Below are 22,138 nucleotides of genomic sequence, written 5' to 3'. Positions count from 1 at the left end.
AGCTACTCTCCAAATATACTTAAATATACATCTTCCAGATCCGGATTCTCTTTATCCGTGATTCTTCCGGTCAGGATCTCTGGTGCTGCCATCTCGATCAACACACCTTTTTTCAGCAGCATGATCTGACTTGCTATATCCTCAATATCCTGAACAACATGAGTAGCAATCAAAATAATCTTCCCTGCAGAATTATCATGAATCAGATTCCGTACATGGATCCTCTCCTTCGGATCCAGTCCTGCTGTTGGCTCATCAAAAATAATGATCTTTGAATCCCCAAGAAATGCCTGCGCGATCAGCAGTCTCTGCTTCATACCGCCGGAATATGTTCCGACCTTTCGATCCAGTACATCAAGAAGATTTACCTTTGATGCGTATTTCTCGATCTCATCATTCAGTACTTTTTTCTCTACTCCTTTCAACAATCCCATATATGCAAGGAACATCCGTCCGGTATAAAACGGATAGATCGCCTGCTGCTGTGGCATATAACCGATCAGCCGCTGATATTCCCGTTTCAGGGTATGAATATCTGTTCCATCCAGATAAATTTCTCCTGCTGTCGGTTTGATATTTCTTGTAATCAACTTCATCAAGGTACTTTTTCCTGCACCATTGGGCCCCAACAATCCATAAATTCCCTCTGAGAATGTCATGGAAAAATCATCAAGCGCCGTTGTATTCTTATATTCTTTCGAGATATGCTCCAGTTTTAATTCCATATCCTCATCCCCTTTATCACTCTTCCGGCCATTTCACCCAGTCAAATGCTTCCACAGTATTCTGATCTGCATTCTCCAGTTTTGTAAAATATGTATCCCGGAATTCTGTCCATCCTGTCACCGTCTGTTCACTCTGATCCGATGTGATTACATCTCCTGGCTTCATACCAGTATAATCATGTCCATCTATATATATCTTGTCACTTGATTCATCCAAGCCATAAATATCGGATATATAAGTTCCTTCTTCTGTAAAACAGGTATTTGCCAGATAAACAGTTCCTGTATCACATTGATAAAAAAACTTATTGTAATCTGTATTAATTGCATACAAGTATCGATCCATACAATAAATATCTCCATCTACAATCCGAAAAATTTCTTTCTGATTCTGCAAGTCTGCATCACACGAATATATCACAGTCCATTCTACACCATTATCCAATTCCTTCGTTTCTATATAAATGCCACTTGCAGTACTGATTATATTAAAGGATTTCCCATATTCTGTATTTAAATTATCTGCAACAATTTCATCTTTATGGGTTTCTATATTATATGTAAGCAGTATAGTGTGCCTGTTTCTCTGGCTATCTTTATAACCATATGTCAGATAAATTTTTTCTTTGTTTTTATTATTTAATATATGAAGTGTTGAATTGTCATGTTCTGCATCTCCTTCATAACTTAACAATACTCGTAACCGCCTCCATCTCAGATCATATGAATACAACGTGCAATCAAGCTGATATTGATTCAATTTAAATCCATCATGATATTTCCATGTAGTAAAATATAATATTCCATCTATCATTTCCATATCAAAAACAGCGCCTTCATCTGCCGAATACAGAATACTCACTTTGCTTCCATCCTTTTCTACTTCACGAATCTGTACAGCCCCTTTATATACGGCATCATCCTCATCATTAATTGTTACCTCAGAATCAAATTCACTTATATATAGTTTATCTTCATAATAAAGCATACTAGATCCCAGTCCAAATATATACGCATTACAGTTTTCTGTATTATGCTTGCAATTAGCTTTATTGCAAACCACTACCGATTTTCCCGTCTTTGAATCCAAAAAATAAAGAACATTTCTTTTTATATAATACATACCATCATCCGCAAAAGCTCTTAATGAAGAATATTCCACTTCATCTGGATATTTTTTTATTTTTCGTATGACAACATATCCTAATCCCATAATCAAACCAACGCATAAAATAATACAAATAATGCGCATCGTTTTATTCATCTAATAACCCCGCTTTCATCCTAAACATCATAGGAAAATGCTCTGTTATAGCAAATTTCCTATGATGTCATCATTGTTAAATTATTCAGCAATATAAATTAATACTCTACTCGTCCTTTACCGTATGCTGCTGTATAATTTCTTCCATTCTTACTTACTGAGAATGTATTTCCCTGTACTAAATCATCAATACTATCGTCAACACTTGATGCCGTTGAACTTTCCCTAATCCACAATGTAACTTTGTCACATGGATTTGACGCTGTAAATGTATTTTTTATTGCCGACTTTGTCCTTGTTATACGCATATACCCCAATTCAGCGGAACTTCCCGATTTTCGAATATAATATGTATAAGTTGCACCTCCCCCATAATAATTTGTCTCTACAGCAGCTGCATGCACCGGAACCATTGCCGTTCCAAATACCATTACTACTACCATAGCTGCAATCATTAATTTATTTTTCATTATCTTTACCACTTTGCTCATTTAAAAATCTCCTTTGTATGTTTTCCTATACCTTCAAACATGCATATTTACAGTTCTACTTATGTAATGCTGCCCTCCTTTGTTTTGTGTTTACATACATATGAAAAAGCGGTATATTTATCTCATGTACTTTTTCATAAGTATATAGAGCTGTGAGGCTCTGGTTCTCTTCGCAAAATTGTGCCAGAGTCTCTTTTTTTGCAAGGCACTTGTATTATTAGCCAGTGACCCTACATCTATATCCATTAACCATCTTTATATAATGGTCAAGGTATATCTGTTATTTACTCTTAGGATTCGTCAGTTTGCCAAAAGAAAAATTATATGTTCCATTAACTGTTTTAATTGTTGCTTTTGCATAACAATACGGATTTGACGGCGGATTACTGCTTGTATAAACAAAAGTTCTCGTATTTGTTCCTGTCTTACCGGAATGTGTCACTGTGTTATTATGCCAAGTTGATATTCCTTCTGCTTTGGTACTTAGTACACTTGATTTTAAGTTTTCCTTTGAAGATATATTCATAACAATCTGATACTGAGGCTGTTTCTTAGAATCCTTTCCCAAATAGTAATATGCATAGCTACATGTAACTTTATCCGATTGACTTGCATACAATAATTTTTTATTCTGCAATTTTGTATATATTAGTTCATGGACTATTGTCCCATCATATTTTATATGTACAACTTCCTGACCTATCAGCTCCATTGTATTTTCTGTTCCTTCATCCATTATTATCGACTCCGTTGTTTCCGCATGAGCTGATATTGGAATCACCCAAATTAACATACATGCTAATGCCATACTTACTATCTTTCGCACTACTTTCTTCATTTTCTTACATCTCCTTTTTTCTTTTTTGTTTTATAAAATGCCAGATAACATTTCCTACACATATAATAAAACCTATCGATTCAAGCACTACTTTCACTACCTCTGCACCTACATTTATTCCATAGGCTACTCCAACGCCCGTGTTAGGTGATGTCCGTATTATTATATAATTGTATCCCCTATACAGTATCCTACATTCCGTAAACAACAGATATCCCACCACGATTCCGATCAATATCCAGATCACAGCAAGCGCCCATTCTTTCGTTCGCTTTCTCATTCCGAGATCTTCATATTCCTGAATAATGTCTGAGGCTTCTCCTAGTTCTGCGATTGCTTCCTCTATGGTTTCTCCTTCTGCCAGTTTATCATCTAACGACCGTCTCAGGTCCTTTACCATCTGTATCCGTTCCTTTAATGGTGCATGTAGATGCATGAATATCTTCATAAGATATTTCTTCTTTTTCATTTCTTTTGTTCCCCTTTTTATTTATAGCTCATTATCTTTTTTTGCTTTTCTTCGCCTTTTAAAATGATAGATTACATTTCCCAGACAGATACAAAAACCTATGCTTTCTACAATCACTTTGCCCCACGTTCCCCCTGCCTTTGGTCTAAAATCAATCCACTCATATCCAGTCGGTGCTATGTACTGGTTAATCTCATGATATCCGGTGTATAATGTATATCCGTCAATTATTAGCAAAACGCCAAGACAGATTCCAACCAGAATCCAGAGCATCATCCATACATACTCCTTTATCTGCTGCCGCATACCGATATCGTTATACTCTTCTGTCAGTGCGGAAGCTTCACCAAGCTCCTCAAACACTTCATCGATCGTCATGCCCGAGTCCAATTTATCATCTATAGATCGTCTTATCTCTTTTACAAACTGCATCCGCTGTCCAAATGGTGCATGCAGTAAAATAAATATTTTAATCAGATATATGTTTTTTCTCAAAGCCTCGTACCATTCCTTCTATCTGCGCCCAGCAACTCCACTGTTCTTCCAATAGAAGCTTCCCTTCTTCTGTAATCTTATAGAATTTCTTTGGTTTTCCATTCTCGGATGCCATCACCCATTCACTAACGATCGCACCATCTTCTTCTAATCTGTGCAGGATCGGATACAGTGTTCCTTCTTTGATATCCATTCCGGCAACACATCGTGCATTAAAACGATTGACAATGTTATAACCATAATCCTTTTCATCTGCTATGATCTGCAGGATAAGCATGGGAAGTATGCCTTTTTTAAACTGATTTATACTTTGATTTGCCATAATTTCTCTTCCTATTATTTTATACCTAGTAATACCAAGTATATGGCATACATATGTATTTGTCAATTTATTTTACACGCTTGATGTATTCAGAACACCTCTACTATAACAGATTGTTCCTGAAAAAACTGCAAAATGAACCGAGTGGTCAAAAACAGGGAGTGAACGGTAAATTTCTTACTGTCCACTCCCTGTTTTTGACCACTCAGTCTTATATAGTATCCTGTTTCTGTTTGATATTCTGTATCACGATCTGTTCCTGATCGTAAATATGCTGATGCATAACTGCTTTTGCTTTCTCTACATCTCCGAGCAATATCGCCTCCGTGATCTCATCATGCTCACGGAGCAGTTTGCCATGATATCCGGTATCCCGCACATATTCCACACGGTATCGGTACACCTGTTCTCCGTAGTTCTTGGTAAGACTCACAAGTCTTGGATTGTTACTTAATTCACAGATCGTTTCATGAAAGGCAACATCTGTATCTACGATATCCGGCACACGACCGGAACGGACTGCCTCACGGAAATTCTCACAGGCTTCTCTTAATCTGAGTCTGCCTTCTTCATCAATCCGTTTGCAGGCAAGTTCGACTGCCAGTTCTTCCAGACTCAGGCGGATCTCCAACGCATCCCGGAGATCCTTCTCCGTGATACGGGCAACCTCTGCACCTTTCCTTGGAACCATCACGACTAAGCCCTCTAATTCCAGCATCCGGATTGCTTCACGCACCGGAGTCCGGCTGACACCCAGACGTTTTGCGAGTGCCACTTCTAATAACCGTTCGCCCGGTTCAAATTCTCCATGTACGATGGCATCCCGCAACGCTTCAAATACAACCTCCCGAAGCGGAAGATACTCATCCATATTTAACTTCAACTCCATAAGTTACCCCATTTCTCTCTATTTCTTCTACAGAACAACTCCCTCTGTTCTGTCCGATCTTACACATTATATGGCTGTGTGACAAATACCTGCTTTGCCAGCTTCCGGCTGCGGATCGCATCTGCCGCTTTCTCCGCTTTTTCCTTCTCTGTAAATATACCAAATACAGTCGGGCCACTTCCACTCATAAGTGAATTCATCGCACCACATTCTTTCATGCAGGCTTTGATCTCCGCAATAACCGGATACCGAACTTGTGTTACTGTCTCTAACACATTCTCCATACGTTCCGTGATGCCCTGCAGGCTATGTTCTTCCAGTGCCATCACCATGCCGTCTATATCCGGATGTTCTTTTAATTCATTTGCATGCAGGTTCTCATATACCATCTTCGTCGATACCGCGATCGGCGGTTTTGCAAGTAGGATATAGCAGTCCGGCATCGGTGCAAGTGCCGTCAGCTTCTCACCGATTCCTTCTGATAATGCAGTTCCTTTCATGATACAGTATGGAACATCCGCACCAAGCTTCACTCCATATTCCATCAGCTTGTGTTTCGGAATCTGAAGATCAAAGATCTTATTCATTCCGATCAGCGCTGCTGCCGCATCAGCACTTCCGCCAGCCATTCCGGCTGCAACCGGAAGCTCTTTCTGAAGAAATACCCGGATTCCACGCGTGATCTGATATTCCTGCTTCAACATCCGACATGCTTTATATACCAGATTATCTTCATTTACCGGAAGCTCGTCCGCATTTGTGCTGAGAACGATCACATCCTCATCCACTGTCTCAAATGTCAATGTGTCATGTAACTTTACTGTCTGCATGATCATCTTTACTTCATGATAACCGTCCGGTCTTCTTCTGAGCACGTCCAGTCCCAGATTTACTTTACCATATGCCTGTAATTCTATCTTCATGTTTCTTATTTCTTCCTCACTGAATATCCGAATTTTCCCAGTTTCTTTCCAAGTTTGAAGTATTCTCCATGGGAATATGCTACCAGTCCAAGCTGGTTAAGCTCGAATTTGCCATTTTCATTCATGTATGCTTCATCCACCTGTACGCCGGTCACCTCCGCCAGGAACATATGATGACTTCCAAGCGGGATCACTTCTTTTACCTTACATTCGATATTGACCGGACTCTCTGCGATACCCGGTGTGGCAACTGTAAGTCCCGGACAGGTATGAAGTCCTGTTGCTTTGAATTTGTCAATATCGCGCCCACTCTTTACGCCACAATAATCGGTCGCAAATGTCAGCTTCTCAGTCACCAGATTGATCACAAATTCTCCACTGTCTTTTATAATATCATAGGAATAGCGTTCCGGTCTAACAGATATTGAAACCATCGCCGGAGAACTGCAAATCGTTCCTGCCCATGCGATCGTGATGATATTCGGTTGTCCGCCTTCCCGCTTACATGTTACCATAACTGCCGGTACCGGGTACAACATATTTCCCGGCTTCCATAATTGTCTTCCCATCTATAACCTCCTGGTGTTCGACTTTTATTTTCTCAATTCTTATATTTTATACTATTTTCATGGCTTCTGTATACTATCTGATTGAAAATTTCTGATTAATTCTTCTTTCCGGCTCCGGCTCATCTGCTTGATGTGCCACTCTCTGCTCATTGCTTCCTCCGGAGTCTCTGATTCCTCATAATAAACAAGGACAACAGGGCGCCGGCTTCTGGTATACTTGGCGCCCCCTCGTCCTTCATTATGTGCTTTCATCCGCTTTTCCAGATTATTCGTCCATCCGGTGTAATACGTTCCGTCCTTACACCGGACTATGTAAGTATAGTTGTGTTTTTCTTCTGTCATACTCATTGTGTTCTTACCCACATGTTTTCTTTTTTATCCAAAGCCGATATCGACTTTCTATGTATCCGGGTATGCCGCCGGAACTTCTCCGGCAGCTTCCCCCTGAACTCATTTTTGAATCCATTATAATAAAGCAGACAGATCCCTGTACTTCATCAGTAAGTTTCGCATCTTCATGCGCTCTCATATCCGGCTATGCTTCACATTCCGGCATCTTCCTCTCATTATTCCGTCTGCGCGTTTACTATAATTATACTCATAAACTGTCATTTTGCTACTATAAATATGAAAAACTACTATTATATTCTACATAAAAATAGTCAGCCTGTCCGTACGCAAATGTTTAAGACAAAAATGGAAAATAACATTACTGTTATGTAGCAAGCCTGTTTCAACGCCGGTTCTTAGTGAGTCGCCACAGGCGAGGAGCTTAGCACCGCTGCGTTGAAATAGAGTGCAAACGACTTGCGGAATAATATGTAATGTATTTTCCATTTTGATTCAAAAACTTACCGGCAGGTCGACTATTTACGCACGCTTCTTTGCTGCTTTTTCTTCTGCGAGTACTTTCTGGAATTCCTGCATATCCGTTGCGATCTCTTTGCTTAACAGAAGCAGGCAGATCAGATTCGGAATCGCCATCAGTGCATTTGCAATATCCGAGAAGTTCCATGCCAGATCCAGCGAAGTCGTCGCACCGATGTATACGACAAGGGAGAATACAATACGATAAATCATGTTGTATTTGTGGGAATGGAACAGGTACTCAAAGGCTTTCTCACCATGATACTCCCAACCAAGGATGGTCGAGAATGCAAATAATGCAATACCGATCGTTACCAGCCATGCGCCAGCTTTACCAAGAACCGTTTCAAATGCTTTGATCGTCAGTGCTGATCCTGTATAGGCTTCTTCATAATAATATGTACCATCTTCATCAAAAATATAAGCATTGCAGCCAGAGGTCCATGCACCTGTGATCACGCCATTCTCATAAACTGCTTCCAGACTATCCGGCTGATGCTGAAGCTTTGCAAATGCTTCACTATCGGAAGCGTCTGCATATGGTGTCAGAACGATGTCCTCTGCTCCCCCGGACAAAGTCAATGTTCCATCTTTATATGTAACAGTATATTCTGTCGTCACCATCTTGCCTTTTTCTTCATGTGTCAGAGCCAGTGTATCTTCGGCTTCAGAGGTGATTGCATATGAGCCTTCTGTCATTGTCGAAGTCTTACCGATCACACCGGAGCTTGCGATTACCAGACCGGTGATCGTACATACAACGATCGTATCCCAGAAGGTTCCCGTCATATTGATATATCCCTGACGAACCGGATTATCTGTTGTAGCTGCTGCTGCGGTGATCGCTGCCGATCCCATACCTGCTTCATTTGAAAAACAGCCACGGGCAACACCGAACCGCATTGCATTTGTCATGGATGCAACTACGGTACCAAGCACACCGCCGGATACGGATTTCATGGAAAATGCCATTGTGAAGATCTCGCGCAGACCTTCCGGCACATTCGATATATTTCCGATAATTACTATAAGTCCTGCAAGTACATAGAAGATTGCCATAAACGGAACAACAATCGCGGAAATCTTTGATATGGATTTGATACCACCGATAATGATCATTAAGGCAAGGATCGTAAGGATCACACCGATGATAATCGGATTGATGTGAAAGGTCTCATTCATGGAGGATGCGATCGAGTTCGCCTGTGTCATATTTCCGATACCAAAGGATGCAACAACCGCAAAGAATGCAAACAGCCAACCGAGCACACTTCCGAATCTTTTGTGTTTCAATGCTTTCTTCATCGTATACATCGGGCCGCCGGAGATCTCTCCTTTGGCATTTACCTCACGGTATTTGATCGCCAGCATACATTCTGAGAATTTCGATGTAATTCCGAACAACGCCGAGATCCACATCCAGACCAGGGCACCCGGACCACCGGATACCATTGCCGTCGCCACACCTACGATATTTCCGGTTCCGATTGTTGCGGCAAGTGCTGTCGTCAGTGCCGAGAATGGGGATACATCACCGGTTCCTCTGTTCTTTGTTCTTGCTTCTTTACTAAGTGTGCTCTTGATCGCATATCCGAGATTCCTCCACGGCAGGAACCGCGTCCGTATCGTCAGAAAGATACCGGTTCCTACGAGAAGCACCAGCATCACCGGTCCCCACACAAACGAATCAACTGCACTTACCATCTGATTGAGTTTTTCCATACCCATCGCCTCCATATTCATTCCTATTTCTTGTTGTGTAATTGACAACTTCATTAACGAGAAAAAGGTGCAGGGAAGTTGCTATCTCTAGTACTTCCTTGCACCTTTTAATATGTTATCTATAATACAGACGCTTTCCGAAAAAAGCAAGTATAAATTTGCTTTTTTCGGCATCGGTCAACGCCCTGTATTATTTATGCGTTTTTCTTTACACCAAGTGTTACCTTCTCGCCGTTGATGTTCCATTCCTTGGAATAGCCATCTACGCTTCCGGTTACCAGTGCATCTGCCATAACGTCTGACTTGATGCTGTCAGCATTTGCATTCATAAGTCCGGTTGCCTTGTCGCTTCCCTCTGCATAGACTGTAATCTTGTCCATTACTTCGAAGCCGGCTTCCTTTCTCATGGTCTGGATCTTGGATACGATCTCTCTGACAAATCCCTCCTCTAAGAGTTCTTCTGTCAGATTTGTGTCGATAACAACTGTTACCGCACCGTCTGCCTCTGTAACATAGCCTTCGGTCTGTGCGATATCGATCAGCAGATCTTCCTCTGCCAGAGATACCTCTGTGCCGTTTACGTCAAATGTCAGAGCACCCTTTTCCTTCAGCTCTGCCATAGCTGCATTTCCGTCAACAGATGACAGATATGCCTTGATTCCGCCTAACTGCTTGCCGTACTTTGGTCCTACGGTACGAAGCTGTGGCTTGAATGTGTAAGAACTGAAGCTTGCGATATCTTCTGTAAATACTACGTTCTTGATGTTCAGCTCGTCTTTGACGATCGCTGTCTCATCCTCTGTCAGCTCTTTTGCTGCCTTTACATACATGGTTCCGATCGGCTGTCTATTCTTGATATTTGCAGTATTTCTGGCTGCACGTCCAAGAACAACGATCTTTAAGATCTCATCCATAGCTGCCTCAAGGTCTGTGTCGATCATCTTCTCCTCTACCTTCGGGAACTCGCACAGATGAACAGATAATGGAGCATCCTTATCAATGTTTCTTACCAGATTCTGGTAAATATCCTCTGCCATAAACGGAATCAGCGGAGCTGCTGTCATGGAGATTGTAACAAGGGCTGTATACAGTGTCATGTAGGCATTTACCTTATCCTGCTCCATACCCTTTGCCCAGTATCTCTCACGTCCACGACGAACATACCAGTTGGAAAGGTCATCTACAAACTCCTCTAATACTCTGGTTGTTTCAGGGATCTTGTATGCTGCAAGGTTCTCATCAACAGCCTTTACGGTTGAGTTCAGCTTTGATAATAACCATTTATCCATCAGTGACAGCTTCTCGTAATCCAGCTCATGCTCAAGTGGATTGAAGTTGTCGATATTTGCATATAATACATAGAATGCGTAAGTGTTCCATAAGGTTCCGAGGAACTTTCTCTGGCACTCGATAACCGCATCTTCATGGAAACGGTTTGGAAGCCATGGAGCGGAGTTGCTGTAGAAATACCACCGGATCGCATCTGCACCGTATTTGTTCAGTGCATCCATCGGATCTACGGCATTTCCCTTGGACTTACTCATCTTCTGTCCATCCTTATCCTGTACATGTCCGAGGACAATTACATTCTTGAACGGAGCCTTGTCAAATAACAGGGTTGAGATCGCCATCAGAGAATAGAACCATCCTCTTGTCTGGTCAACTGCCTCGCTGATGAAGTCAGCAGGGAAGTGCTTCTCGAAGATATCTGCATTCTCAAACGGATAATGCCACTGTGCAAATGGCATGGAACCTGAATCGAACCAGCAGTCGATAACTTCAGATACTCTGTGCATCTGCTTACCGCACTCCGGACATTTGATCGTTACAGCGTCGATGAACGGACGGTGCAGCTCGATCTCATCCGAGCAGTTGTCGCTCATGCTCTTTAATTCTTCGATCGAACCGATCGCATGACGGCATCCGCATTCACATTCCCAGATATTTAACGGAGTTCCCCAATAACGGTTACGGGAAAGTCCCCAATCCTGTACATTCTTTAACCAGTCACCGAAACGACCCTTACCGATGCTCTCAGGGATCCAGTTTACAGTGTCATTATTCTTAACCAGCTTGTCTCTGACTGCTGTCATCTTGATAAACCAAGTATCTCTTGCGTAGTAGATCAGTGGAGTATCACATCTCCAGCAGTGTGGATATTCATGCTCAAACTTTGGTGCGTCAAACAGAAGTCCTGCTTTGTCAAGGTCAACCAATACCTTTGGATCTGCATCCTTTACAAAGATTCCCGCATAAGGGGTTTCCTCTGTCAGATCACCCTTGCCATCTACGAACTGTACAAATGGAAGATCGTACTTTCTTCCTACATTTGCGTCGTCCTCACCAAATGCAGGTGCGATATGAACGATACCTGTACCATCTGTCATAGTTACATAAGAATCACATGTGATGTAGTGACCCTTCTTATGCTGCTTCTCGCATACAGGCTTTACGCACTCATATAATGGTTCGTACTCTTTGTATTCCAGATCTTTTCCTTTGTAAGTCTCTAAGACTTCATATGCAGGTACAGCAGGTGTATCGTCTGTAGCCTCCTTTGCAAGGGAACCGAGTACCTTGTCTGCCAGTGCTTCTGCCAGATAATAGGTATATCCGTCCGCTGCCTTTACTTTGACATAAGTCTCATCCGGATTTACACAGAGGGCTACGTTTGATGGAAGTGTCCAAGGTGTAGTTGTCCATGCAAGGAAATATGCATCTTCGCCGATAACCTTGAATCTTACAACTGCGGAACGTTCCTTTACAGTCTTATAACCCTGTGCTACTTCGTGGCTTGACAGTGGAGTTCCGCAACGCGGACAATATGGCACGATCTTAAAGCCTTTGTATAAAAGTCCCTGATCCCAGATCTTCTTCAGTGCCCACCACTCGGACTCGATGAAATCATTGTGGTATGTTACATATGGATCATCCATATCTGCCCAGAATCCTACCTTGCCGGAGAATTCTTCCCACATACCTTTGTATTTCCATACGGATTCTTTACATTTCTGAATAAATGGCTCCAGACCGTATTCCTCGATCTGCTCTTTACCATCGATTCCTAAAAGTTTCTCAACTTCCAACTCTACAGGAAGGCCGTGTGTATCCCATCCTGCCTTTCTTACTACGTTATGGCCCTTCATTGTCTGATATCTTGGAATCATATCCTTGATAACTCGTGTAAGCACATGGCCGATATGCGGCTTACCGTTTGCTGTTGGAGGTCCATCATAAAATGTGTAAGTCGGAAGATCCTTTGTTTCTTCCACACTCTTCTCAAATACCTGATTTTCTTTCCAGAAATCCAGAACCTTCTGTTCTCTGTCTACGAAATTCAATTTGGTCGATACTTTTTCGTACATGTTGTTCTTCCTTTCTTTTTATTCAATGTATGCAAAATATTATTAAACAAACTTTTCTATAAAGTAAAAAAAGCCTCCGCCGCAAAAAGGACGAAGGCTCAAAGTTCTCGTTATACCACCTATTACTTGCATACTAACATATGTGCTTCCCGTAACGAGGGAATAACGTCAGAGCCTACTGGCTGTCGTTTTCGGTCTGAAGCTTAAGAGTGATCTTCCATCATCTTCTACTCGCACCGGTCTTGCACCATCTCCGGCTCGCTCTGCCTTTCAAACATGATCTACTGTCTCTGTCATCGCTTTTCTTCTTATTTTTATCAACCTTGAGTATAGCAACCATGAGCGTTCTTGTCAAATTATTTTTTATAAAATACCTCTTGACATATTATACTATGTGTCATATAGTATAGTGTACAAGGAGGTATGAATATGGATATTCAATTAAAACGCGGTATGCTGGATGTCTGTGTACTGGCTGCGATCAAGGATGAAGATTCTTACGGATATCAGATCATCAAGGACATGAAATCCTTTGTAACGATATCGGAATCTACATTGTATCCGATCCTGCGAAGACTGGAAGCCGGCGCATTCCTCACCGTTCGCTCCGTAGAACACAACGGACGACTTCGGAAATACTATCATATTACCGATGCAGGCAAAGCACGAATCGAGGAATTTAAAGAAGAATGGAAAGAACTTGAATCTATATATCGTTTTATTATCAGAGAGGAGAATGACAATGACTAAACAGGAATATTTGTCAGCGATCCGGGGAAAGATCCGGAAAATGCCGGCAGACGATATTAATAAATTTATGGATTATTATAGTGAAATGATCGATGACCGTATGGAAGATGGCCTGTCGGAGGAAGAAGCGGTTGCCGATATGGATGCCCCGGACGATGTCGTTGATCAGATCCTGGCAGATATGCCACTGACGAAACTTGTGAAAGAAAAAATCAAACCATCCCACCGATTAAAGGCATGGGAGATCATTTTGCTGATTCTTGGTTCTCCTATATGGGCTCCGCTGTTACTGACCGCGATCGTTCTGGTCATTGCCATGGCGGTTGTCATTTTGGCACTTCTCCTGTCCTTCTATGTAATCGTACTCTCGATGGCAGTTGCAGGTATCGCCGGGCTGCTGGGAGTTATTCCATTTTTTGTTACACAGAATGTTCCGGCTGCCCTTTTCATGCTTGGAGCTGCATTTGCCGGAATCGGACTTGCGATCCTGTTCATCGTAGCCGTAAAGCCTGTTACGATCGGCATTTTCAAGCTGTACAAGGCATCCGTCAATGGAATTAAGAGAATGTTTGTAAAGGAGAGATAATTATGAGTAAATCCAAAAAAGCAGTTATTGTTGCTTCTATATTTATAGTGGTCGGCGTCATTATCGTATTCTTAAGTTTTGCAATTAACGGATTCCATTTTCCAAATGGTTCTGTCGACCTGCTCGGTATGAAAGCCTTGCCGGACTATATGAAGAAAACAGTTCAGATCAAAGATGATTTCAACGCCGTTGATATCGCAGGCGAAGCATCCACTGATGTAGTCATCAGGAATTCTGACACTGGGAACAGTTACATTGAATATTATGATACCGAAGGACTGGTCAATACCGCAACAGTCGTAGACGGCGTTCTGACGTTCCGATGCGAAGACAAACGTACCCACCATCCGACAATCTCACTCGGATTTGGCTCCGATACCAAGACAACCATATATCTGGCAGAGAAGGAATATCAGGCAATTCAGGTTACTACCGCAAGCGGAAATATTGATTATCGGTATTCTTATAAGCCGAATACCGAGCCAGCCGGCAATTCTGCATTCACCAGTCTCAAAACGAACAGTGGAGACATCAGCATCGCAGATATCGAAGCCAATACGCTCACGACAAAGACTTCATCAGGTAACATCTCTATCAGCAATAGTTCATTTACAACACTGCTGGAGCTTCATGCTTCAAGTGGTGATATCCTGTTGAACCGTACCGCTGCCGGTCAGGCCGAGTTTTACACAACAAGCGGTTATGTATCTGCAAGCGAACTTTCCGCAAATACCAGCCTAACCTGCAATACAGCAAGTGGCGATGTGGATATGAACATTGCGGATGCCGAAGCAATCGACATATCTGCTATGAGCGGCTATATTGACCTGGAGCTGGATTCTGACCGAAGCTATAGCTTCTCCGCAAATACACAAAGTGGTAATATCGATATTCCACATGGTGCAAATAATTCCGAATATGAATGTGGTGTCACCACAACCAGCGGCGATATCCGGATTAGGCAGGAGTAATATTTTCGCAAAGAAAAGAATGCCGATGCAGGGCTCGCTCCTGGCTTTTGAAATAACGTGCTCCGTTTTCTGTTCGATACATATTGTCCTATTCGTAAATACTCCTGTGCTAACTCGCCTTTGGCTCAAACAAGCACTCGTATTTACTGACAATATGCATCTCACAACGAAATCCTCGCAATGTTATTTACAAAAGCCAGAGCAAACCCTGCATCGGCATTCTTCTTTATGAACACCTTCTATTAAATCAATAATATCATGTGCTTCGCACATTCTATGCATTCCGCAAAATTGCATCCTTGCGAGCAAATGGATTTTGCGTTCATTATATCATCTTAACCTTATATTTATGTCTTATTGGTTTCATTGTCCAATCATCAAATCTGACCAAACCGTCATTCTGTAATCTACCTAGTACGATACCGGGATCTCTATTAATTACTTCTGCAAAACCAATAATATCATTTAATCCAAATTTCCTGCTCGCTACAAAATCATTATACTCGTCTCTTGGTATCAAGTTATCCTCTGCAAATAAATCAGCTGCCAGTTCTTGCTCCCCTGATTCCTTTTCAAACGATATCCCATAATCACCATTGATAATATGCCCTATCTCATGAAACAGGGTAAACCAGAAAGAATCAGAATTAAGTCTTCTATCATTAACCATCAGCATAATGTTCTCACCTATCTTTTTAGTAGCACCATTAATCTTGGAACCGGAAATATTCGGCAAAATTACAAATATAACACCCGACTCCTCAAATGCCTTTCGAATCAAAGGATAGAATTCACCATGATTCTTAGTCAAAGTCAAAGCATACTGTACAGCGTCTTCAAATTTTTTCTTATTAAACTTCGGGGCATCAACTGTCAATGCCTTATTAATAGCAATCTGAACCATTGTATTAGCTTTAACTGTACTAGCTTCTTCTAACGCTGTTGTTGAACTTCTAAAGCTTACAGCCATATCACGTTTTGTAAGTACAGTCAAAGTCGCAATATTCAAGAATTCCCGAAGTTCTTTTATCTGTTCATCCTTCTTTCTAGGCAAATCGGGAAGACCAAAGTTTTCTCTAAAATACTTGTAATCAAATAATTCAAATACTTTTCTTTCCCTTACCAATTCTTCTTGCGATTTAAACTCTGCTATCAATGCATCATAAGCATTCTGAAGATTTAACCAATAATTCACACTGGACCCAAGCATTCTGGAAAGTTTCATTGCAATATCAATAGACAAGCTCTGTTCACCACGAATCAAGAGACTTAAATTCTTAGGTGAAGTGTCCAACCTCTTTGCAAAATCTTCCTGAGTTAATCCACTTTCTTCTACAATTTCTTTAATATAATATCCTGGGTGAAATGCAACCGTATCATTATATTCAATGTAATTACTCATAATGTTTGCTCACCTCCACTATTTCAACAATCCTCACATTTGAGGATATCTCATCAATATTGCAAGGAACATATGGTTCCTTATTTTCATCTAACGGTTCTAATATTATACGCCACTGATCTGTCCTTGATTTCACATCAATAGCAAAATACCCTTTATAGTTTTTTCCATCCTTATTTTTAAGATCATGAAAGTGAAAAGATGGTTGAACTATAATATCTTTAATAGTGTCTGCCTGCTTCAGAGCATTTATCCTGGCCAAAAGACTGGTTGCCAGTATATTATTCCCACCAAAACACATTCTGGCTGCTTTTAAACTGGTACATTGTTCTTCAATTTTGGCATTTGTATAAATTAATTTCAATTCTTTCCTCCCTTTTTCAAATTACCCATTAGGTAATTTAAGTATATGCCCTATATATACTATTGTCAATAAAAATCATCAATGTCCCTATAACAAAACCACCCTTTCCTTCACCAGAAGTACTTAGATGGTTTAACTGTCAATATCAATATTTTCATTTTTTTAGAATTAATGTAAAATGCCTACATAATAAACAACATGACTATACTCAACACGGACACCAAACATATGATGATCCCCAGCCATTTGAGAAACAGTTCTGTTTTCCGGTTCACTTTGTTTGATCCCGGATCGTATACCTTGCGCTGCTCTCTGGAATAGTACAACGGATATTCGCTGCCAACCGGATGCTTCTTCCGGCTCAATTCCTGCGCCAATTGATAGTTATGCACACTGCCATCATAAGGATCGGTATACTGGATCGTAAGGATCGCCTTTCCCGGTGTCAGCGTCTTAGCTCCCGGCACTTCTCCGACTACCTTCCCCGGAATCATCATATCCATGTAATCATTTTCTTTTACCTGTTTCTTCTTCATGCCACTTCCTGTAAAAAGGAGAATGATGCCGGATGCAAATGCAACCAGCCGCTGCACAAGCATCCACCCGGTCGTTCCTGTCATATCCGGTATGACATTTCTCTCCATCAGCTCCTGCGCCATGAAAAATGCTCCAAACAAAACAAACCCGGCTCCAAGTCCCATTATGATATAGATATATTTTTCCATCTCATCCATAGCTGACAGCTTCGGATGGTTTTCCTTTAACAACTGATCCACCGTTGATCCCGAAGCAATATTATCCAACAGCCGCTTTAATTCCCTGCGTCGTTTTTTCAACCGGATAAATGTGTATATCCCCATGACCAACATGCCAATTCCCACAAGAATAATGAACATAATTTTTAACATTCGCATCATTTGTAGCTCTCCCCTTGTCGTCCTGTCTGGCAGGACATTTTCTTTATTATAATAAATATGGGCTTTTTTCTCCATTATATCTTCACTATTTTTTCACTAATTTTCACTATTTTTCCTTATTTTTCATTATGCACTTTCATTAGATGATTCTGTATAATTGTTACCTTGTACCTGCACATATATAAACTTACAAACTGCACATTTTTAATATTGAAAAAAATTAAAAAATGTTTCAACTTGGAGTCTGCTCCATGAATTGACTTTCCTGCGGCAAAACAGTATGCTGATTATAGGAAAATTCGGTTGAATCAGGAGGTGCTGTTCCATGGCAGAAGTCATTGCAAAAGCAACAGATGTAGAAGTGATATACGGTGATAAGCCTGCACTTGATAAGATAAATATGTCCGTGAAAAAGGGCGACATTTATGCTCTGATCGGTAAAAACGGCGCAGGAAAAACGACACTTCTCCGCCTGTTTACCGGACAGAATGCCCCTGATTATGGCAGCATCGAACTTTTTGGAAAGAAGGGAACACATGGACTAAATGAAGCCCGGAAAAGAACCGGTGCTATCATTGAAACTCCGGCATTTTATCCATTTTTCTCTGCGGAACGCAATCTGGAATATTACCGTATCCAGCGTGGGATCGACGATCCATCCATTGTTGAAACAGTTCTGAAAGAAACGGGACTCTACGAAGCTAAGGATAAAAAGTTTAAAAATTTCTCTCTCGGCATGAAGCAGCGTCTGGGAATCGCCCTGTCGCTCATGCACGATCCGGAATTTCTGATCTTAGATGAACCGATCAATGGTCTGGATCCTGCCGGCATCGTCGAGATGCGAAAGCTGATGCTGCGGCTGAACAAAGAGAACGGACTCACAATCATCATTTCCTCCCATATTCTATCCGAGCTTGCAAATATGGCAACCTGCTACGGATTCATCGATCATGGTCAGATCTTACAGGAAATGTCTGCTGAGGAACTAGAAGCAAAAGAAAAAAGCTATGTAAAGGTGCGTACCAGTAATGGTGAAAAAGCTGCTGAATATCTTTCAAAAGAGCTCCAACTCGACGCATCCTACAATGCAGATGATGATACCATTTATATTTATTTTGAAAATAACGCGGTTTACCCGACTGAGAAGATCAGCCGTTTCTTATTTGAAAAGGGATACGATCTGTACTCACTGGAGATTGCGAAAACTACACTGGAAGATTTCTTTATTGAACTGTTAGGAGGGACAACGATTGAATAATTTCCTCAAAAGTGAATGTTACAAAGTAAGCCATCGGGCTTATCCATATACCCTGCTCATTATCGGAGTGGTCATTGCCATTTTGATCAACGTATCTGTCTGGTATGCCATCCATGTCATCCGGATCCCATTTACGATCGAAGGTGCAGATATTATGAATGCCGGTCTGTATATGATGGCAACGATCGTCTGGTACTGCATTATTTTCACCACCGATATCGGTTTCTCCGGTGAATGGAGGAATAATACGATGAAGAATATCGTGTCATTCGGAACCAGCCGAAACACAATTTTCTTTGGCAAATGTATCGTGAATACACTATTGCTGCTTATCGGAATCGTTGTGGTATCTGCAGCCTATCTGCTGACGAATTACATCTGTTTCCGTCATGATGGAAGTCTGACCGCTTCGGCATATCAGAATTATTTTCTGCGTTTTGTGATCATGCTTCCTATGATCATCGCCGGACAGACAATGGCATCCTCCCTGTGCATGTTCTTCTCCACAGACCTTCTGTGGTGTGGTATCTATGCTGTAGTCGTTGCCCTGCTGCCAAATGGCATCATGCTTTTTTATGCCATTTTCCCGGAAGTAGACGCACTCCATATCATCTACAGCAATCTTCCTACCGTCTGCCTGACCGCTGTTGCATGGCAGACACTAACCACCAGCCTGATTGTTCACGCTATGGAGATCGCCGCCGTACTTCTGATCCTGCCAACTGTTATTTCCCTGTTGGTGTTCCAGAGGAAGGAGATAAAATAAAAAACAGACACACACCCTACCCTGTGGATACGACATGCATCTGTTCTTATACTTTATATGGATTGTTCTGATTATTCCCCTTCGATCAATGATACAGGATCGACCGGTTTGCCATCTTTGGTAATTGCGAAATACAGATTTGTTCCTTCTTTTGAATAATAACGGCTTGGTTCTGCCACAGTGCCAATGGTGCAGCCGGCATCTATCACCTGACCAACAGAAACATTGATATCCTTAAGCTGTCCATACATGACTTCATAGCCATTTCCAAGGGATGCCTTTACCACATTTCCAAATTCCGGTGTGCTTGTGATCTCTGTGATCTTGCATTTGTAAGCGGCTGAAACTTTGTCATTTTCTGCTGCTTCCAATACGATTCCGGCATTGCATTTGTACTGGTTTAATGTCTCGTAGAATACTGTGGTGTCCATGCTGAATGGAATGATCACATTTCCGTTTAGTGGCCACATAAGAGCTGTACTGCCGTCATAGTTCAGTTCGATCTGTTCTTCCACCTTGGCAGCATTTGCTCCGGTTTCTACTTCTGAGCTTTTCTCTGTTGTTGCTTCTGTCTTGTCCTCTGCTTTGGCGGTACCGCCAAGTGTTTCCTTTACTGCTTCTGTTGTTCCGAGATTGCTTCTGTCTGCGGTTTCTTCTACTGCCTCCGAGCTGACAGCATTTTCATCATCTGACTGAGTTTTCACATTATATAGAGCTACAAGTCCTACAAGTGCCACCATTCCGGCGATCAGGGCAATGTAGAAAATATTTCTCTTAATAACATTCAAAAATTTCTTCATGTTTATCACCTCATGGATATTGTTGCCTGAACTTCCGGATTATATACACAGGCAAATATTTTCCATAAGCTTTTTATTTATCTTATGCATTTTGTCGTATCCTGCCACCAACGAAATGAAATGATTTGCAAAGCAACCACTTTTGCAATTCCATCTGTATGCTTTCAAATATCCTTAATATATTGGTAATTATCCTTATATGTTTTCGCGGATATTTAATATGCCGCTCCATCCGCGATCGAAGTTTCCGGGTAATAGTATGCAATGATCTCACGATATGTACTGCCCTGATCGGCTTTCCATCCGGCTCCGTACAACGACATTCCAAGGGATGAGCCTTTACCGATCGAGATGATCCGATATCCCTCCTCGACCTGATCGATATGAAAATTTGTCGTTCCAAGTGACAGGGTCTGTGCAAATGTCTCTCCGGTCACGACCGTCCCGAACACATTTACCTTTCGGACAAATCCTGATTTCGTCGCTTCAAGCACAGTCAGTGCATCCGCATCCACTGCCTGTTCCTCGTTCTGTGCTGAACCAGCCGTCTCTGATTTGTTTTTTTCAACATCCACGTCGGTCTGACCCAGATTTTTCGATCCGTCGAACGCTTTCCCCTCTCCATTCATGCCAAATTCTTTCTTTATACGAAGCGCACTGTAGATCTTTGTCGATGAGAATTCCGGTGACTGGATATCCTGACTGCTGTCAACGGATACCAGATATGGAATCGCAGTACCATATAATTCCTCTGCACTAACAGTTACCCCTATGCTGACTGCATGACTGACCGGAATAATAAGTCTGCCATCATAAACGATAACCTGTCCCATCGTATCTTTCACAGCCTGATATACCATTTCCATATTCTGCTTATATTCTTTCCCCCATTTTTGCTTTAATTCATCTTTCTCTATCCGTATCTCTTTCAGATCTCCCTCATTGATAATCTTGCCCCCGCCATTTGCAGTATCCGCCTGATCGTTCATTTCATAATAGATCGCAGTCCGGGTCAGAACTGCCATCGTCTTTGCCATCTCCACATTCCATGACGGGTCATACAATCCGGCAAGGACATACAAAATATATTCTTCACAGTCGATCAGCCTATAATTGCCATTTTGCAAGATACACACATCCCGGCTGCTACTAAGTGCCGCGATCCGGGCATCCGACACATCCCGATAACGCACAAAAAGCCTGGTTCCCACATATGGAATTGCAAATGCTAACAAAACCATGGTGAACCAGGCTAGAATCCTGTTATTTTTCTTCATACCATCACATCCTGTCATCATTCTGGAAAAATCCGATTCGCTTCATGCGATTTCCCTGTATTATTTATTCTATGATACACAGGTGCAAAATATGATTGATTCATTATA

At 41.6% G+C, this 22,138-nt stretch carries 23 protein-coding genes; 5 read left to right on the top strand and 18 right to left on the bottom strand.

Translation table 11 applies throughout. The annotated features are described in order from the left end of the window. Nucleotides 1–2 precede the first annotated feature (2 nt). The 13 genes from DXA07_RS01445 to ileS form a co-directional block, all read right to left on the bottom strand. The gene (locus tag DXA07_RS01445; protein WP_117784517.1) at nucleotides 3–725 is read right to left on the bottom strand and encodes an ATP-binding cassette domain-containing protein; all 723 of its coding nucleotides are present in this window, start codon (nucleotides 723–725) and stop codon (nucleotides 3–5) included. A 16-nt stretch (nucleotides 726–741) separates the two neighbouring features. Then, complete coding sequence (locus DXA07_RS01440; RefSeq protein WP_117784518.1) at nucleotides 742–1,989, bottom strand: hypothetical protein; 1,248 nt, start codon at nucleotides 1,987–1,989, stop codon at nucleotides 742–744. 98 nt (nucleotides 1,990–2,087) lie between these two features. Continuing rightward, nucleotides 2,088–2,480 carry a hypothetical protein gene (locus DXA07_RS01435; RefSeq protein WP_118483028.1) on the bottom strand — a complete coding sequence of 131 codons (393 nt, stop codon included), beginning with the start codon at nucleotides 2,478–2,480 and terminating at the stop codon, nucleotides 2,088–2,090. A 280-nt stretch (nucleotides 2,481–2,760) separates the two neighbouring features. Then, nucleotides 2,761–3,318: a hypothetical protein gene (locus DXA07_RS01430; protein ID WP_117784520.1), complete on the bottom strand. Its 558-nt coding sequence runs from the start codon at nucleotides 3,316–3,318 to the stop codon at nucleotides 2,761–2,763. 4 nt (nucleotides 3,319–3,322) lie between these two features. Further along, complete coding sequence (locus DXA07_RS01425) at nucleotides 3,323–3,787, bottom strand: hypothetical protein (protein ID WP_118483026.1); 465 nt, start codon at nucleotides 3,785–3,787, stop codon at nucleotides 3,323–3,325. A gap of 21 nt (nucleotides 3,788–3,808) precedes the next feature. After that, a complete protein-coding gene (locus DXA07_RS01420; protein WP_118483024.1) occupies nucleotides 3,809–4,282 on the bottom strand; it encodes a hypothetical protein in 474 nt (157 codons plus the stop codon). Continuing rightward, nucleotides 4,257–4,604 (bottom strand): PadR family transcriptional regulator, encoded by a 348-nt coding sequence (locus DXA07_RS01415; protein WP_021944192.1) that lies wholly within the window; start codon nucleotides 4,602–4,604, stop codon nucleotides 4,257–4,259. Before DXA07_RS01415 ends, DXA07_RS01420 begins: the two co-directional genes overlap by 26 nt. A gap of 211 nt (nucleotides 4,605–4,815) precedes the next feature. Beyond that, nucleotides 4,816–5,493, bottom strand: coding sequence for a GntR family transcriptional regulator (locus DXA07_RS01410; RefSeq protein WP_118483022.1), 678 nt, complete (start codon nucleotides 5,491–5,493; stop codon nucleotides 4,816–4,818). Nucleotides 5,494–5,552: 59 nt separating this feature from the next. Then, nucleotides 5,553–6,416 (bottom strand): 4-(cytidine 5'-diphospho)-2-C-methyl-D-erythritol kinase, encoded by an 864-nt coding sequence (ispE, locus tag DXA07_RS01405; RefSeq protein ID WP_118483020.1) that lies wholly within the window; start codon nucleotides 6,414–6,416, stop codon nucleotides 5,553–5,555. A gap of 5 nt (nucleotides 6,417–6,421) precedes the next feature. Beyond that, the gene (locus DXA07_RS01400) at nucleotides 6,422–6,985 is read right to left on the bottom strand and encodes a flavin reductase family protein (RefSeq protein ID WP_118483018.1); all 564 of its coding nucleotides are present in this window, start codon (nucleotides 6,983–6,985) and stop codon (nucleotides 6,422–6,424) included. 57 nt (nucleotides 6,986–7,042) lie between these two features. Continuing rightward, complete coding sequence (locus DXA07_RS01395) at nucleotides 7,043–7,333, bottom strand: GIY-YIG nuclease family protein (protein ID WP_118483016.1); 291 nt, start codon at nucleotides 7,331–7,333, stop codon at nucleotides 7,043–7,045. Nucleotides 7,334–7,855: 522 nt separating this feature from the next. Next, nucleotides 7,856–9,574 carry a sodium:alanine symporter family protein gene (locus DXA07_RS01390; protein WP_118483014.1) on the bottom strand — a complete coding sequence of 573 codons (1,719 nt, stop codon included), beginning with the start codon at nucleotides 9,572–9,574 and terminating at the stop codon, nucleotides 7,856–7,858. A gap of 194 nt (nucleotides 9,575–9,768) precedes the next feature. Continuing rightward, a complete protein-coding gene (gene ileS, locus DXA07_RS01385) occupies nucleotides 9,769–12,939 on the bottom strand; it encodes an isoleucine--tRNA ligase (protein ID WP_118483012.1) in 3,171 nt (1,056 codons plus the stop codon). Nucleotides 12,940–13,368: 429 nt separating this feature from the next. Between ileS and DXA07_RS01380 the strand changes: the two genes are divergently transcribed. From DXA07_RS01380 to DXA07_RS01370, 3 genes are read left to right on the top strand one after another with little or no spacing between them, the layout of a single operon-like run. Continuing rightward, on the top strand, nucleotides 13,369–13,689 hold the full coding sequence (locus tag DXA07_RS01380) for a PadR family transcriptional regulator (protein WP_118483010.1): 321 nt from the start codon (nucleotides 13,369–13,371) through the stop codon (nucleotides 13,687–13,689). After that, nucleotides 13,682–14,275: a DUF1700 domain-containing protein gene (locus DXA07_RS01375; protein ID WP_118483008.1), complete on the top strand. Its 594-nt coding sequence runs from the start codon at nucleotides 13,682–13,684 to the stop codon at nucleotides 14,273–14,275. Before DXA07_RS01380 ends, DXA07_RS01375 begins: the two co-directional genes overlap by 8 nt. A 2-nt stretch (nucleotides 14,276–14,277) precedes the next feature. Beyond that, nucleotides 14,278–15,246, top strand: a complete 969-nt coding sequence (locus DXA07_RS01370) for a DUF4097 family beta strand repeat-containing protein (protein ID WP_118483006.1) — start codon at nucleotides 14,278–14,280, stop codon at nucleotides 15,244–15,246. A gap of 325 nt (nucleotides 15,247–15,571) precedes the next feature. Here DXA07_RS01370 and DXA07_RS01365 read toward each other — a convergent pair whose 3' ends face one another. The 3 genes from DXA07_RS01365 to DXA07_RS01355 form a co-directional block, all read right to left on the bottom strand. After that, on the bottom strand, nucleotides 15,572–16,648 hold the full coding sequence (locus DXA07_RS01365) for a HigA family addiction module antitoxin (protein ID WP_117784530.1): 1,077 nt from the start codon (nucleotides 16,646–16,648) through the stop codon (nucleotides 15,572–15,574). Then, nucleotides 16,641–17,012: a hypothetical protein gene (locus DXA07_RS01360; RefSeq protein WP_118483004.1), complete on the bottom strand. Its 372-nt coding sequence runs from the start codon at nucleotides 17,010–17,012 to the stop codon at nucleotides 16,641–16,643. The genes DXA07_RS01365 and DXA07_RS01360 overlap by 8 nt, the downstream gene beginning before the upstream one ends. A 182-nt stretch (nucleotides 17,013–17,194) precedes the next feature. Continuing rightward, a complete protein-coding gene (locus DXA07_RS01355) occupies nucleotides 17,195–17,929 on the bottom strand; it encodes a hypothetical protein (protein WP_117808009.1) in 735 nt (244 codons plus the stop codon). 325 nt (nucleotides 17,930–18,254) lie between these two features. Here DXA07_RS01355 and DXA07_RS01350 point away from each other — a divergent pair, with 325 nt between their 5' ends. Continuing rightward, complete coding sequence (locus DXA07_RS01350) at nucleotides 18,255–19,187, top strand: ABC transporter ATP-binding protein (RefSeq protein WP_117808008.1); 933 nt, start codon at nucleotides 18,255–18,257, stop codon at nucleotides 19,185–19,187. Next, nucleotides 19,180–19,953 carry an ABC transporter permease subunit gene (locus DXA07_RS01345; RefSeq protein ID WP_117808007.1) on the top strand — a complete coding sequence of 258 codons (774 nt, stop codon included), beginning with the start codon at nucleotides 19,180–19,182 and terminating at the stop codon, nucleotides 19,951–19,953. The genes DXA07_RS01350 and DXA07_RS01345 overlap by 8 nt, the downstream gene beginning before the upstream one ends. A gap of 71 nt (nucleotides 19,954–20,024) precedes the next feature. Here DXA07_RS01345 and DXA07_RS01340 read toward each other — a convergent pair whose 3' ends face one another. Further along, on the bottom strand, nucleotides 20,025–20,753 hold the full coding sequence (locus tag DXA07_RS01340) for a M23 family metallopeptidase (RefSeq protein WP_117808006.1): 729 nt from the start codon (nucleotides 20,751–20,753) through the stop codon (nucleotides 20,025–20,027). 215 nt (nucleotides 20,754–20,968) lie between these two features. Next, nucleotides 20,969–22,030 carry a SpoIID/LytB domain-containing protein gene (locus DXA07_RS01335; protein ID WP_181986513.1) on the bottom strand — a complete coding sequence of 354 codons (1,062 nt, stop codon included), beginning with the start codon at nucleotides 22,028–22,030 and terminating at the stop codon, nucleotides 20,969–20,971. Between the last annotated feature and the right edge of the window lie 108 nt (nucleotides 22,031–22,138).

Origin of the sequence: Clostridium sp. AM54-37XD (genome assembly GCF_003478225.1) — a bacterium.
GTDB classification, from domain to species: domain Bacteria; phylum Bacillota; class Clostridia; order Lachnospirales; family Lachnospiraceae; genus Coprococcus; species Coprococcus ammoniilyticus.
This window is presented reverse-complemented; position numbering and strand designations above follow the sequence as displayed.

What these genes read in the sequence shown, in the direction of transcription:
- DXA07_RS01445 (WP_117784517.1), bottom strand. Translation starts at nt 725, where the DNA reads ATGGAATTAAAACTGGAGCATATCTCGAAAGAATATAAGAATACAACG.
- DXA07_RS01440 (WP_117784518.1), bottom strand. Translation starts at nt 1,989, where the DNA reads ATGAATAAAACGATGCGCATTATTTGTATTATTTTATGCGTTGGTTTG.
- DXA07_RS01435 (WP_118483028.1), bottom strand. Translation starts at nt 2,480, where the DNA reads ATGAGCAAAGTGGTAAAGATAATGAAAAATAAATTAATGATTGCAGCT.
- DXA07_RS01430 (WP_117784520.1), bottom strand. Translation starts at nt 3,318, where the DNA reads ATGAAGAAAGTAGTGCGAAAGATAGTAAGTATGGCATTAGCATGTATG.
- DXA07_RS01425 (WP_118483026.1), bottom strand. Translation starts at nt 3,787, where the DNA reads ATGAAAAAGAAGAAATATCTTATGAAGATATTCATGCATCTACATGCA.
- DXA07_RS01415 (WP_021944192.1), bottom strand. Translation starts at nt 4,604, where the DNA reads ATGGCAAATCAAAGTATAAATCAGTTTAAAAAAGGCATACTTCCCATG.
- DXA07_RS01410 (WP_118483022.1), bottom strand. Translation starts at nt 5,493, where the DNA reads ATGGAGTTGAAGTTAAATATGGATGAGTATCTTCCGCTTCGGGAGGTT.
- ispE (WP_118483020.1), bottom strand. Translation starts at nt 6,416, where the DNA reads ATGAAGATAGAATTACAGGCATATGGTAAAGTAAATCTGGGACTGGAC.
- DXA07_RS01400 (WP_118483018.1), bottom strand. Translation starts at nt 6,985, where the DNA reads ATGGGAAGACAATTATGGAAGCCGGGAAATATGTTGTACCCGGTACCG.
- DXA07_RS01395 (WP_118483016.1), bottom strand. Translation starts at nt 7,333, where the DNA reads ATGAGTATGACAGAAGAAAAACACAACTATACTTACATAGTCCGGTGT.
- DXA07_RS01390 (WP_118483014.1), bottom strand. Translation starts at nt 9,574, where the DNA reads ATGGAAAAACTCAATCAGATGGTAAGTGCAGTTGATTCGTTTGTGTGG.
- ileS (WP_118483012.1), bottom strand. Translation starts at nt 12,939, where the DNA reads ATGTACGAAAAAGTATCGACCAAATTGAATTTCGTAGACAGAGAACAG.
- DXA07_RS01380 (WP_118483010.1), top strand. Translation starts at nt 13,369, where the DNA reads ATGGATATTCAATTAAAACGCGGTATGCTGGATGTCTGTGTACTGGCT.
- DXA07_RS01375 (WP_118483008.1), top strand. Translation starts at nt 13,682, where the DNA reads ATGACTAAACAGGAATATTTGTCAGCGATCCGGGGAAAGATCCGGAAA.
- DXA07_RS01370 (WP_118483006.1), top strand. Translation starts at nt 14,278, where the DNA reads ATGAGTAAATCCAAAAAAGCAGTTATTGTTGCTTCTATATTTATAGTG.
- DXA07_RS01365 (WP_117784530.1), bottom strand. Translation starts at nt 16,648, where the DNA reads ATGAGTAATTACATTGAATATAATGATACGGTTGCATTTCACCCAGGA.
- DXA07_RS01355 (WP_117808009.1), bottom strand. Translation starts at nt 17,929, where the DNA reads ATGATGCGAATGTTAAAAATTATGTTCATTATTCTTGTGGGAATTGGC.
- DXA07_RS01350 (WP_117808008.1), top strand. Translation starts at nt 18,255, where the DNA reads ATGGCAGAAGTCATTGCAAAAGCAACAGATGTAGAAGTGATATACGGT.
- DXA07_RS01340 (WP_117808006.1), bottom strand. Translation starts at nt 20,753, where the DNA reads ATGAAGAAATTTTTGAATGTTATTAAGAGAAATATTTTCTACATTGCC.
- DXA07_RS01335 (WP_181986513.1), bottom strand. Translation starts at nt 22,030, where the DNA reads ATGAAGAAAAATAACAGGATTCTAGCCTGGTTCACCATGGTTTTGTTA.